Genomic DNA, 13,390 nt, shown 5'->3' on the forward strand with positions numbered 1-13,390 from the left:
CATGAGGGTATAAATATACGGAACGGGTTGTGAAATGTATTTTTTACAACCGCTCCGTATTTTAGCCGTTGATTTCCCTTGTTGTGCCAGAAGGATTTTGCCTGGCCGGGGTCGTATATTACAATATGCAGCTATTTTATGAAACCGGGTGGTCTGGGTTTGAGTGAGTTAAATATACGTCACATTGTTGTGGATGGTGATGCTTGCCCGGTCAAAACCGAGATTGCGCAAACCGCTCGCCTTTTCAACATCCCTGTACTGTTAGTCTCTTCATTTGATCATTTGCTCCAAGGAGGAGAAGGGGTACGAACCGTGCAAGTGGATCGCAGTGATCAGAGCGCAGACCTGTATATTGCTAATCATATTAAGCCATATGATGTGGTTATCACTCAGGACTATGGACTTGCGGCACTTGCGCTTGGCAAACGTTGTTATGTTTTGTCCTTTCGTGGTCGTGAGTTCAACGATCGTGACATTGATTTCATGTTGGATTCTCGTCATACTGCGGCCAAAGCACGAAAAAGAGGCCATTACGGGAAAGGCCCAAAGCCTTTCACAGAGCAGGATCGAGAAATGTTTCAACATAAACTGACAAAACTTTTAAAAGATTTGCAGGAGAATGTGTAAGTTTATCGAATTATATTTACGTGTTGAAGAGATGAAGGTGGCCAGAGATGAGTACCGGACAAGGCGGTATACCCGAAAGTATTATTGAATCGGTGTTACAGCAGAATGATATTGTCGATACGGTGAGCCGATTTGTGCATCTGACCAAACAGGGGAAGTATATGAAAGGCCTCTGTCCTTTTCATTCCGAGAAGACGCCTTCGTTCACCGTTACACCTGAGAAACAAATTTTCTACTGCTACGGTTGCGGCACGGGTGGAAATGCCATCAAATTCAGGATGGAAATCGAAGGGTTATCCTTTCCCGAGGCTGTCAAGACGATGGCGGAAGAAAGTCACATCTCTATGGGGGACTGGCAAGGGCGTGAATCTGCTCATGTGAATCCGGAGACTGAACGTCTGTTGGAGGCTTATGAGCTTACCGCGAAGCTGTATCATTTTTTGTTGAAAAATACAGAGCACGGCAAGTCAGCCATGGAGTATTTACGCTCAAGAGGTTTTGGCGACAAGTTGATCGACCAGTTCCAGATTGGTTTCGCACCAAATCGTTGGGACACACTGGTACAATTTCTTGAGAAACGTAACTATCCGCTCGAAGAGATGGAAAAGGGTGGACTTCTGTCACCACGAAATGAAGGTCAGGGATATGTGGACCGATTCCGAGACCGGATTATGTTCCCGATCAATGGCAGGAGCGGTAAGCCGATTGCATTTGCAGGACGCATATTGGGAGATGGGCAACCGAAGTATCTAAATTCACCGGAAACCCGGTTATTTAACAAAAGCCGTGTTCTCTATAATCTGCATCATGCCAAAAATGCAATTCGCAAACAAAGACAAGCCATTTTGTTCGAGGGATATGGTGATGTCATCTCCGCATGGGATCAGGATATCCAGAATGGTGTAGCGGCGATGGGCACTGCGTTAACCGAGAATCAGGCACTGATGCTCAAAGGGATGTGCGACGAAGTCATCATATGTTATGACGGCGACAGAGCAGGACAGGCTGCTGCACTCAAAAACTTCCCTATTCTTGAGGAAGCTGGATTGCAGGTCAAAGTGGCTCTCATTCCCGAGGGACTTGACCCGGATGATTTTATCCGGAAGCATGGTGGTGAACGGTTCCGAAACCAGATTGTGGACGGTGCCGTGACAACTACAAAATTTAAACTTATAAACTTAAAAAAAAGCCATATACTGCTAGAGGGTGGCGGACAAATCGCCTATTCGAAAGAAGCAGTAAAGTTGATTGCACCCTTACCTTCTCCAACAGAAAGGGAAGTGTATCTTCGTGAACTGGCTGCAGAAGTGGACGTATCGTTCGAAACATTGAAGCAGGAGTGTAATGAAGAACGGGAGGCAATGAAAAATAACCTCCAGTATGGGGATAATAACCCGAGAAGGTGGAATAATGGTAGGCAACAAAATAGGCAGGTGCCTACACCCAATCTGTTGCCGGCTTATCACGCTGCCGAACGCAAACTGATTGCCTGGATGTTGCAGGATGATGAGGCTGCCCAGTACGTGAATGAGCATCTTGGTGAAGCTTTTAACTTGGATGATCATGCAGCTATTGCTGCTTATCTATATGCCTACTATGCGCAAGGCAAACCGTCGGATACAAGCCGTTTTATGTCTTCACTGCATGACGACCGCCTTGAAAAGACGGTCAGTTCAATCTCGATGATGGATGGTCCGGGTGACTGGAGTATTCAAATGCTCGACGATTGCATCAGGGAAGTGCTGAAGCATCCGCGTAAAAAAGAGTACGATTTGAAAAAAGAAGAAATGATTGCTGCAGAGCGGGCAGGTGATTCTGTACGCGCGGCACAAATTGCAATTGAAATGATTGCCCTAGAGAGACAGTGAACGTCTGATGATTGGATGTTTCTAGGGAGGAGGGAGTCGAATTATGGCGAATGATCAGCATACTGAACTAGAAACAGAATTGACACTGGATCAGGTTAAAGATCAATTGATTGAATCAGGTAAGAAAAGAGCTTCGCTGAATTACAAGGAAATTATAGAAAAACTCTCTCCTTTTGAGCAGGATGCAGAGCAAATGGATGAGTTCTATGAGCAACTGAGCGATCTGGGTATCGATGTGGTAAATGAAAATAATGAAGAGGTTACACTTCGTCCTAGTGAAGATTCCGAGAACAACACCAGAGAGGGAGAGGACGAATTCCACTTTGATGATGATCTGAGCTTGCCGCCAGGTATCAAAATCAATGACCCTGTCCGTATGTATCTCAAGGAAATTGGTCGTGTGCCATTGTTGTCGGCAGATGACGAAGTACAACTGGCTAAACGGATTGAAAACGGGGATGAAGAAGCCAAGCGTCGTCTGGCTGAAGCGAACCTACGGCTCGTTGTCAGTATCGCCAAGCGCTACGTTGGACGTGGAATGTTGTTCCTTGATTTGATTCAGGAAGGTAATATGGGTCTGATCAAAGCGGTTGAGAAGTTCGACCACAAAAAAGGATACAAGTTCAGTACGTATGCTACATGGTGGATTCGCCAAGCAATCACTCGTGCTATTGCTGACCAGGCGCGTACCATTCGTATTCCTGTGCACATGGTGGAGACGATTAATAAGCTGATCCGGGTATCCCGTCAGCTGTTGCAGGAACTTGGGCGTGAACCGACACCAGAAGAAATCGCTGCTGAGATGGATCTGAGTGTAGAGAAAGTTCGTGAAATTACGAAGATTGCACAGGAACCGGTTTCTCTGGAAACACCGATTGGTGAGGAAGATGATTCCCATCTGGGTGACTTCATTGAGGATCAGGAAGCACTTGCTCCGGCGGATGCTGCTGCGTATGAGTTGCTGAAAGAACAGCTCGAAGATGTATTGGATACACTGACTGAACGTGAAGAGAACGTGCTTCGTCTACGTTTTGGTCTGGACGATGGACGGACGAGAACGCTGGAGGAAGTCGGCAAGGTATTTGGTGTTACGCGTGAGCGTATTCGTCAGATCGAAGCCAAGGCTCTTCGTAAATTGCGTCACCCGAGTCGTAGTAAACGACTCAAGGATTTCCTCGAATAATCGAACTATGGGAGACTTTCCGCAAGACGCTTTAGCGGCGGCGGGGTCTCCTTTATTTTTAATTTAAACGTCTTGATTTCTTGGTTTTGGAAATTCATCCTTGAAATGTTTTATTGGATTTTATTTTATCGCTTTTCCTTGTTCAATGCAAATCAATAAATTAAATGAATGGTGTAGGTGCTTCATGAAACTTTCGAATCGATTACAGCGAATACATGATCAAATTCCCGATGGCAGCCGCATGGCTGATATCGGTTCAGACCACGCGTTGCTGCCAGTAGCCGCAATCCGCAGTGGGAAAGCTGCAAGTGCAGTAGCCGGGGAAGTCAATCCTGGCCCTTATGATGCTGCATGCAAACAAGTCAGCGATGCTGGCCTGAAAGAAAAAATAACGGTACGCCGTGGAGACGGATTGGATGTAATCTCTGCAGGAGAAGTGGATGTCATCACCATTGCAGGCATGGGTGGTGCCTTGATTGCCTCTATTTTGGACCGAGGTTTATCCAAACTGGAAGGAGTCCAGTTACTTATTTTGCAACCAAATGTGGGTGAGGATATCCTCAGACGCTGGTTACTGGAACATCACTGGGTGGTTGTAGCAGAACAGTTGCTCGAAGAAGATGGCAAGATCTATGAGATTATAACGGCGATGCCACAATCTGTAAGCCCGATTGCCAATGTAGAGGTGTATCGTGCACGTCCGCTTCAAGGCGGGGCAGAATTAACGGAAGATTTGCTGCTGCGGATGGGACCTTATTTGGTGGATCGTCCAACGGATGTATTCTTTGCCAAATGGGAAAGTGAGATCATCAAACTGCAAGGGGTTGTAAACTCCATCTCCAAATCCGATCAGGATTCTTCCCGGGACAAGGCGGCTGAGGTAGAGCGTCTTATCGCAAACTTGAAGGAGGTCTTGGAATGTTTGCCAAAGGTCAAACTGTAATTCAACTGATGGAGCAACTCGCTCCCAAACATCTGGCTGTACCGGATGACCGCATTGGTCTGCAGCTCGGCAGTTTGCAAAAAGAAATCAGTCACGTGTTAGTTGCTTTGGATGTGACGGATGAAGTGGTGGACGAAGCGATTCGCATCGGTGCCAACCTGATTATCGCTCATCACGCCATCATTTTCCGTCCAGTTAAATCACTGAGTACAGATACACCCGTGGGTAAATTTTATGAAAAGCTGATTAAGCATGATATTGCTGTCTATATCAGTCATACAAACCTGGACGTGGCCGAGGGTGGTATGAATGACTGGATGGCTGAGGCACTTGGCATCGAGAGTAAAGAATCGCTTGAGGATGTACACACAGATCATCTGTACAAGCTGGCTGTGTTTGTGCCTCGTACCCATCATGAACAGGTTCTTCAGGCCATTCTGGAAGCCGGAGCGGGGAGTATCGGTCAATACAACAAGTGTAGCTTTAACACGGAAGGTACAGGAACGTTTGTACCTGGTGAAGGGACTCAACCGTTTATCGGTACCCAAGGGCAGATGGAGCGTGTGGAAGAAATGCGGATTGAGACCATCGTACCCCAAAGTCTGCGCAGTAAGGTCATTCAGGCGATGCTTAAGGCTCATCCGTATGAGGAAGTGGCCTACGACCTCTATGCAATGGATTTAAAGGGCCGTACGCTCGGTCTGGGACGCTTGGGACCCCTTAGGGATCCTAAGACATTAGGTGAGCTGGTGGAGGTCGTGAAGACCCAATTCAATGTGCCTCATGTGCGTGTAGTAGGAGATCTGAACAAGCAGATCAAAAAAGCAGCGGTTCTTGGCGGCTCGGGCAGCCGTTATGCGCTCACTGCCCGCTTCAAAGGTGCGGATGTTATTGTGACCGGAGATATTGATTATCACACGGCTCATGATGCGTTAATGGCAGGTATGTGTATCATCGACCCGGGACATAATTCCGAGAAGATTATGAAACCAAAAACAGCGGATTGGCTTCGTTCCCGTTTGGAAGATAAACGATATGATACGCAAGTTACAGCTTCAGAGGTAAATACGGAGGTATTCCAATTTATCTAAAAAGACCGTTGAAGTAAGGCTCCCAGTAATATTAAGCTTGTCTGGGAACCTAAATGCCTGTATACTATGTAATGTTGTTCGGAAAGCTTGACAGACAATCGCTGGTGGCCTTTGTTGCCACGAGAGGAAAGTCCGGGCTCCACAGGGCAGGATGCTGGATAACGTCCAGTCAGCGCGAGTTGAAGGATAGTGCCACAGAAATGGACCGCCGATGGCCGGATTTTCCGGTACAGGCAAGGATGGAACCGAGGTGTAAGAGACCCCGAGGAACGCTGGTGACTTCGTTCCTGGTAAACCCCATCTGGAGCAAGACCTAATGGGACACAGCCGCCTTTTTGGAGGAGGCAACCTTAGCCCGAGGTGTGTCTAGGTTGGTCGCTTGAGCTGTGCAGCAATGTATGGCCTAGATAGATGATTGTCGCTTCTGGTGGGAGGGTAGTTCCCGTATGAACCACGAAGAGCACAGAACCCGGCTTACGGTAAGCTTTCCTAACTGCAACAACAACACTATTGCAAACACAATGTAGTCCACCTATCAGTCGAGGACAACTCGTATGAATCATCCGATGGCCTGACTGATCAGAAGGACCCATGAATATCTAAAAAACATAACTCCTGTTGATAACAGGTTCTATAAAAATAAGGCGGCAGCTCCGAGGTTCTCGGGCCTGCCGCCTTATTTTTGTTACTCAATATCAAGTTATTAACCTTCATACGCTAATGGAATAGTCAAACGTTTATGACAGTTCATTACAGTGTAACAACACTGTCCGATGTTAAGGAAGCATGCCAGCGTTGGATAGCGCGATCCATTCTTTCCGCAGCTTCCGGAAGAAGCTCAGGGTCCGTATGAGTAAAGTTGATTCGCATGCGGTTTAACTCTGGTGTACCTGCATAGAAGGAATCACCCGGGACAATGCACACTTTCTCCTGGATACCGTAAGTGAACAGATTGCTTGCAAGCATGCCTTCAGGCAGTTGCAGCCACAAGAACATGCCACCTTGTGGTGAATTCCACGAGATGCCTTCCCAAGCTTTGGCTGCCATTAGAGTAGTCAGTGTTTTCATGCGTTGTTCGTAATCCTCTGAAATATGACGGATATGCGCATCCAGATCGAAAGATTCAAGCAGTGCATGAAGCGCTCTTTGGTCAATGCTGCTGGAGTGCAAGTCAGCACCTTGTTTGGCTCGTGCTGCCATTTTGACAATATCGGGAGCAGCCAGTATCCAGCCAGTACGAAGGCCAGGTGCTACCGTTTTGGAGAATGTACTGGTGTAGATAACGTTGGAAGGGCCGTCATAGGATACTGCATCCAGTTCTGCGAGAGCAGGGACATCCAATTGCTCCGGATTGAACCGAATTTCACCATAGGGATCATCTTCCAGAATGAGTACACCATACTTGCGGCAAAGATCCACAGCCTGCTGTCTTCTTTCTCGCGACCATACTTTTCCCGTAGGATTGGAGAACGTGGGGTTAATATAGACAAGTTTTGGACGATGCAACTGGAGCTGTTCCTCAAGAGATTCAGGCAACATACCGTGATCATCACAGGCTACGCCGTGAGATTCAGCCTGATAGGAATGAATGACTTGCAGAGCTGCGAGGTAGGTTGGTGATTCAACCAATACGCGGTCACCCGGGTCGAGAAGGATGCGGCAAACCAAGTCAATGGATTGCTGTGAACCCGTAGTGAGAAGCATGTGATCGGGTGAAGCGGGAATGCCCTTGGATTCAAGACGTTCGGCGATTTTGGCGCGAAGAGGACGGTAACCCTCAGTCTCCGCATATTGAAGAGCGGCTGCTCCGCTCATAAATACTTTTTCATATGCAACGCGGATGGCTTCCAGCGGGAATGAAGCCTGGGCTGGTAATCCACCGGCTAGTGAGATCATTCCAGGTGCCTGAGCGGCCTGGAGCATGTCGCGAACGACAGAGGACGGGGTGTTTTGTGCCATTTTGGACCAAGGGATACTCATGTTATTCTCATCTCCTGTTATTCACTGTTATACTGATATTATAAACTATAATAGACGGACTACACTATAACAGTAAAATGAAGATCATAACAGTTGGGGGAGCACACATGCATATTGAATTAAAGCGGGGAAGCAGTACCAAATTATACGTGCAGATTGCGCTAACGATTGCCGATCGCATCAGATCAGGACTCATTGAACCTGGAACCCGACTTCCTTCTATTCGTAAAATGACGGCGGATTTGGGTGTCAGCCTGGTCACTGTATCTAAAGCGTATGCTGAACTCGAAGCGATTCAATTGATCACGTGCTCCCAGGGGAAAGGTTGTTATGTTAGAGGTACATTGAACGTGGATCAGATGGAGGATGTGGACCGAACGAAGCGAAACAATGCCAACAGCGAATCCAGTACGTCATGGAATTGGCAGATGGCACTGGTGGATTATTTACCGCGAGCGCAGCTCTGGAGACATTTTGATACCTCACCTCAAGTGCGGTATGAACTTCATATGTCAGCGATTCAGCCTGAACTGTTGCCTACACGCGAGATTATCGACAGCGCCTACCGACTCTCCTCTGATCATACAGAGCGTATGGCAGCGTACGGATCTTTTCAGGGAGATCGGGAGCTTAGACAGATCTTCGCCGAACATTTTGCCGAGCGTGGACTACAGGTGGCACCTGAACGCATGCTAGTTACAAGTGGTGCTCAGCAGGGAATTGATCTTGTGGCACGGACTTTTGTCGGACCTGGGGATGTTGTATACATGGAGGCACCAAGCTATACCGGAGCTATTGATGTATTTACGAGTAGAGGTGCAAAGATCATTACGGTCCCGATGGATGACGAAGGCATGCGTATTGATCTGTTGACCCGGTTATGTGATACCTATCCGCCCAAGCTGATCTATACGATCCCGACATATCACAATCCAACAGGTATTACGATGAGTGCAAGAAGACGAGCACAACTTCTTAATCTCGCGCAAAGCTACCATTGCCTTATTCTGGAGGATGATCCGTTTGCAGATCTTTATTTTCGGGACCCTCCCCCGGCTTCCATTAAATCGATGGATGGGACAGGTCATGTCGTATATATCAAAAGCTTCAGCAAGGTGCTCTCTCCCGGTTGCCGTATAGCCTGCGCCATTGCTGACGGAAGTGTATTGACCCGGCTTGTGGCTGCGAAATCTACGGCGGATTTGGGCAGTCCGCTGCTTACACAAAAGGCATTGCAATCCTTTATTCAGAATCAGTACGGTGCCTATGTATCCCGATTGAGGGATGAGTTGTATTCCCGCTTGTGCGCAGCATCTGAAGTGCTGGAAGAGCATGCTACTATGGGCATGCAATGGCGCTTGCCGGAGGGAGGACTCAATCTGTGGCTCCAACTTCCGAGTAACTTGGATATGCGTGAGTTGCATCATCAGTCACTTGCTGCAGGGGTCTCTTTTCTGCCGGGTTCCGCCTGTTATGTAGGGGAGATGGATACCCCAAGTCTGCGCATCTGCTTCACTGTAACAAACGTTGAGCTTTTGTGTGAAGGGCTTCGTGTACTGTGCGGAGTCATTGACAGAGTAACACCTGGGCAGGGTGGGACAGTGGCGGACAGGCTACCGCTCATATAATTTTTCGGAGTATGGACATACATCCAATCCACTTTCGATCTGCTGCAATAGGTTATAGTATCACCAGAAAGGGAGTTGGTTTTGAAATGAACCATTACTGTCCACCGCTTTGCCCAATTGTCTGTGACCCGATCCAGGTTGTTGAGGATTATTACATCCCACAAATCGTGCCTGTAATCCACCCGATTGAAGTGATCAAAAAACATCACTGTGTTCCAATTCACCACCACATGTACCCTATTGTTGTCAAAGAAGAAGATCCTTGCTATGTATCCAGCCATAATGCGAAGAAAAAATCCGTGAAAAAATCAAGCAAAGCCCGCACAACTTCTCGCAAACGCTAATTGCAGCGGGGCCCCGGGGAATTGGATATCCAAACCAAAGAGCAGCGTACGCCCCGGGGCGCAGCTGCTTTTGTATTTTTACTGAGTAGAGTTATTACGGTTACTGGGTATACTTTTTCATCGTATTATCCATTTGTTGTCTGACATGTTGCGGCCAGAACTGCAAAGGAGCGCTGTTGCCTGATGCGGCTTGCAGTGCCTTATAGACATCGATTTGCCCATAGCCAAAATACTTATCGTGACCCGGATCACCGAGATCAATAACACTTTGGCGCATCAAATCCATCACTTCCGTGTTGGTCAAGTCCGGGTTTAACGAACGAATCAAACCTGCAAGTGCGGCTACATGGGGGCTAGCCATGGACGTTCCAGACAAGGCCGCATACTGATTATTTGGATAGGTACTGGCGATACTGGACCCTGGGGCCATCACATCTACATAATCCCCGTAGTTGGAATAGGAAGCTTTGCTCATATCCGGGTCCGTAGCAGATACAGCAAATACTTCCGGATAGGCAGCAGGGTATCCTGGACGCTCCGTATTATCGTTCCCCGTGGCTGCAATTAGGACGATATCCCTGTCAAAAGCGTATTTAATGGCATCATGAAGAAATTGCGCATCAGCATAATTGCCCAGACTCATGTTGATAACTTTGGCTCCATGATCGGCTGCCCAGATGATGCCTTCGGCAACGGCATACGTGGTACCAGAACCCGAGTTGTCGAGTACTTTAACCGGAAGTACCTTGTTGTACCAGCTCATGCCTGCCACGCCTTCATTATTGTTGACAATAGCACCGATAATGCCTGCGACGTGTGTGCCATGACCCACATCATCCATCGGTTTGCTCCCCGGCTCAACCACATTATAGCCCTCAAGGAGCTTACCCTTCAGGTCAGGATGATTCATATCAACCCCCGTGTCGACCACGGCAACGATGACATCCTTGTTTCCCTTGGTAATATTCCAGCCTCTGTTCGTCTCGATCGCAGGCAAATTCCACTGATAATCGGAGAACAGAATATCATTGGGTATCGTTACATCTGTTTGTTCAGTTACGGTGTCATTGGTTAAATACATGTAGTGGGGCTCCATATAGAGTGGATTCCATTTACTTTCGAAATAGGTATGCAATTGCTTGTAATTCATGTGTTCTGACCGGAAAACATACGTGTATCCCAGCTTGCGTGCAGATTGCGCTCTTAGATCAGATTTAATGATACGCATATCCCGTTCACCGGGATCCTGCCGAAAACGAATGACGATTTCATTTTCGTAAAAATGACTGGCATTGGCATTATCATGTCCGGTTTTCACTGTGATTTCGTTAAGCGTATCCGGGTGAACAGACTCAATTTTGAATTTACCTTCACGCGGATAAGGGATCATGCGCAGATTTTTGCGCTGATGTTGTTCAACAGAATTCAATACGTTCTGACTGAACAAGGCAATCACAGCTCTTTTGCCATCTTTCGAGGGTTGCCCCATAACAAAATATTTTTCTTTCCCCAAAGGAAAAGAAGAGGATTCGAAGCTTTGACGTTTGTTTACCGCTTTTTTGGCAAGGTTCAGCGCATGTTGAAGCTTCTGTTTTTCCAACTTGCTTCCTTGTGTGGAGGCGTGATCAAAGGGCTTGTTAAAAGAGCCATTGGTATTCATGAGATGAATGGATCTGATATGTTCATGTGAACTTTGGAGATCCTTCACATATCGGCTAGCCTGCGCAGCATTCATTGTGGCGGTTTTCTCCAGCATGATACTGAGATGTTGCTTGGCATCCATACGGGTCAGAAGATCGGTTGCTTTGACATCCTGCACTTTCAGACGCTGCTTACTCGTGTGCTCTTCATGAGCCGAATCGGACAGGGCGCCTGGCTTAGGTTCGGGACGATTGGATGTTGGAAGCAAGAGCGTCAGGGCGAGTACTCCTGCACCAGCTGCAAGGGCCCAGTTAATCCATTTCGGTCTGGACATAGTGGATGGAACCTCCTTCGTTCATTTTGGACAATCATTAACAGTGCTTCGTCGTTGTCACTGGTTATATCTATCGTTAGAAAAAGCGGATATTTTTATGCAGGCGAGTTCGAGTCTGACTGCGTATAATAGGCATGTTTAACGGCAGAAGCGGAAAGCATGATTAAGGGATACCGCTCGTCATCTTTTTATGGTAGGATTATAGCTGAGAATTCAAAGGTCAGGGGAAAACCACCGTTGGCCGACCTATATGTAAGGACTTATTTAAGGGGGAGCTACCTTTATGTCAGCAGCCAATGTACAGAAAACATGTGAGTCAACTAGGGAAAAGTTAAAACCGGCTATCGATCGGATTGAAAATTTTTTGAATGAGAATGCTTTGCCTGAACTGGATCAGAATCAGACGGAAGAATCAACAGCCTTCTACAAAGGATTTCTTTCAGATCTCCGTCATTTGCTCGTTTTTTCTGAAGTTTCTTACGAAAAACTTGGCGTTGTGCTGCGTCGTGCCAACTTTGATGTCGATTTTGCCGAAAAGGCTCTTTATAATACGTATCATCAATGCGTAAACAGCTTTTTCTATCCCAAAAATGAATGTTATTCCGAAGACGGAAGATACGCTTACACAGGACAAGATGCCATTCGTTTCCGTGACAAGCCAATCCGTGCAGTACGGGATGTTATTCTTGAGGTTTCCAAAACGTACGAAGAATTGCGCGATGATCTGGCATATTATGAAAGTGATTATTTGACTCAGCGCCGTATGCAAAATCAACGGAATCACGCCTAATTAACGTTTAAACCTTTATATGAAATTGGACGAAACCGCCCTTGTGGCGGTTTTTTTGTGTTTTTAATGAGAATCAGACGAGGTGTGATCATGTCATCATCTGGCATTTTGAAGGGGAATATCAGGTTTGTGGCGGGGAGACAATAGTAGTCGAGGTGATAAAAAATGAGCCAAGACAAACCAATTGTCAAATGCAGCGTCTCCAACTGCAACTTTTGGGGAGAGAACAACTTCTGCCACGCTGATGCCATCATGATTGACATCGACCAACATGCCACCCGTCGTCTGCATGAGGAATTTGCCGGTGAGACATTTGACTCCGATCACCATGATCATGCACGCACATCCTCTGCAACATGCTGTCACACGTTCAAACCCAAGTGAGCAGTCATCCCTATTCATAACGGAGGTGCTTCCCAATGAAAAATGACGATAATAAGTTTAATTTTCAGGATCGCCCTAAAATCAATGTTGACGGTGAAAAACAGCGTATACGCGTCGATTATCCCAGAAAAGCACATCGGGAAGAATACGGGGCAGAGGTCGCTCCTCCGACTGTCGTAAGAACTGGAGGTACCGAACGTTCAGAACCTGTGCCTGAGAAGCATGAGGCAGACCGTGTTATGGAGTCAACAGGCAAGGTCGCAGGTTATATGGGACTGGCCTTCGGAATAGCGTCCTTGTTCATGTGGTCAATCGTACTTGGACCGGCCGCAGCCGTACTGGGTTACTATGCATATGTCAATGGTCGGAAAACAGCGGGAGCTTGGTCCATTGGACTGGGTATTGTAGCCACGCTGAGTTATTTTTTTATGATTCCATTTGCTCGCTAGAGTATAAAATGTTATTTAAAAAGCCTTCTGTTCTCACCCAAATGTGGTGAACTACAGAAGGTTTTTTTTTGAAAACAATGGAACCTTGCTGTAAAACGATGTAGAATAAGGTCATAATACGCTTAATT

The 13,390-nt window shown here is 47.0% G+C and carries 12 protein-coding genes and 1 other RNA gene; 11 read left to right on the forward strand and 2 right to left on the reverse strand.

Annotated elements, in window-relative coordinates:
* Positions 1-138 precede the first annotated feature (138 nt).
* The 6 genes from D829_RS0102480 (at position 139) to rnpB (ending at position 6,204) form a co-directional block, all read left to right on the forward strand.
* Entirely contained in the window at positions 139-627 is a 489-nt protein-coding gene (locus D829_RS0102480; RefSeq protein WP_047843776.1) for a YaiI/YqxD family protein, read from the forward strand.
* Positions 628-674: 47 nt separating this feature from the next.
* A complete protein-coding gene (gene dnaG, locus D829_RS0102485; protein WP_017687255.1) occupies positions 675-2,495 on the forward strand; it encodes a DNA primase in 1,821 nt (606 codons plus the stop codon).
* A 43-nt stretch (positions 2,496-2,538) separates the two neighbouring features.
* Positions 2,539-3,678, forward strand: coding sequence for an RNA polymerase sigma factor RpoD (rpoD, locus tag D829_RS0102490; protein WP_017687256.1), 1,140 nt, complete (start codon positions 2,539-2,541; stop codon positions 3,676-3,678).
* Between the two features lie 184 nt (positions 3,679-3,862).
* Positions 3,863-4,621: a class I SAM-dependent methyltransferase gene (locus D829_RS0102495; RefSeq protein ID WP_017687257.1), complete on the forward strand. Its 759-nt coding sequence runs from the start codon at positions 3,863-3,865 to the stop codon at positions 4,619-4,621.
* Complete coding sequence (locus tag D829_RS0102500) at positions 4,597-5,712, forward strand: Nif3-like dinuclear metal center hexameric protein (protein WP_017687258.1); 1,116 nt, start codon at positions 4,597-4,599, stop codon at positions 5,710-5,712. Before D829_RS0102495 ends, D829_RS0102500 begins: the two co-directional genes overlap by 25 nt.
* Before the next feature lie 82 nt (positions 5,713-5,794).
* Positions 5,795-6,204: RNase P RNA component class A (gene rnpB / locus D829_RS32305), an RNA gene on the forward strand.
* A gap of 258 nt (positions 6,205-6,462) precedes the next feature.
* Here the strand turns inward: rnpB and D829_RS0102505 are convergent.
* Complete coding sequence (locus D829_RS0102505; RefSeq protein WP_017687259.1) at positions 6,463-7,692, reverse strand: PLP-dependent aminotransferase family protein; 1,230 nt, start codon at positions 7,690-7,692, stop codon at positions 6,463-6,465.
* Positions 7,693-7,799: 107 nt separating this feature from the next.
* On the opposite strand from D829_RS0102505, the gene D829_RS0102510 reads away from it, so the two are divergent.
* Both D829_RS0102510 and D829_RS0102515 read left to right on the forward strand, forming a co-directional pair.
* Entirely contained in the window at positions 7,800-9,320 is a 1,521-nt protein-coding gene (locus D829_RS0102510) for a PLP-dependent aminotransferase family protein (RefSeq protein ID WP_017687260.1), read from the forward strand.
* A gap of 86 nt (positions 9,321-9,406) precedes the next feature.
* Entirely contained in the window at positions 9,407-9,664 is a 258-nt protein-coding gene (locus D829_RS0102515; protein WP_017687261.1) for a hypothetical protein, read from the forward strand.
* Positions 9,665-9,764: 100 nt separating this feature from the next.
* Here the strand turns inward: D829_RS0102515 and D829_RS0102520 are convergent, their stop codons facing one another.
* Entirely contained in the window at positions 9,765-11,639 is a 1,875-nt protein-coding gene (locus D829_RS0102520) for a S8 family peptidase (protein ID WP_017687262.1), read from the reverse strand.
* Between the two features lie 283 nt (positions 11,640-11,922).
* Between D829_RS0102520 and D829_RS0102525 the strand changes: the two genes are divergently transcribed.
* From D829_RS0102525 to D829_RS0102535, 3 genes are all read left to right on the forward strand, one after another.
* Positions 11,923-12,429 carry a YpuI family protein gene (locus D829_RS0102525; protein ID WP_017687263.1) on the forward strand — a complete coding sequence of 169 codons (507 nt, stop codon included), beginning with the start codon at positions 11,923-11,925 and terminating at the stop codon, positions 12,427-12,429.
* Positions 12,430-12,594: 165 nt separating this feature from the next.
* Positions 12,595-12,813 (forward strand): DUF1540 domain-containing protein, encoded by a 219-nt coding sequence (locus tag D829_RS32765; protein WP_074095869.1) that lies wholly within the window; start codon positions 12,595-12,597, stop codon positions 12,811-12,813.
* A gap of 35 nt (positions 12,814-12,848) precedes the next feature.
* Positions 12,849-13,262 (forward strand): hypothetical protein, encoded by a 414-nt coding sequence (locus tag D829_RS0102535; RefSeq protein ID WP_017687265.1) that lies wholly within the window; start codon positions 12,849-12,851, stop codon positions 13,260-13,262.
* Positions 13,263-13,390: the final 128 nt, after the last annotated feature.

Origin of the sequence: Paenibacillus sp. PAMC 26794, assembly GCF_000316035.1 — a bacterium.
Taxonomy (GTDB): domain Bacteria; phylum Bacillota; class Bacilli; order Paenibacillales; family Paenibacillaceae; genus Paenibacillus.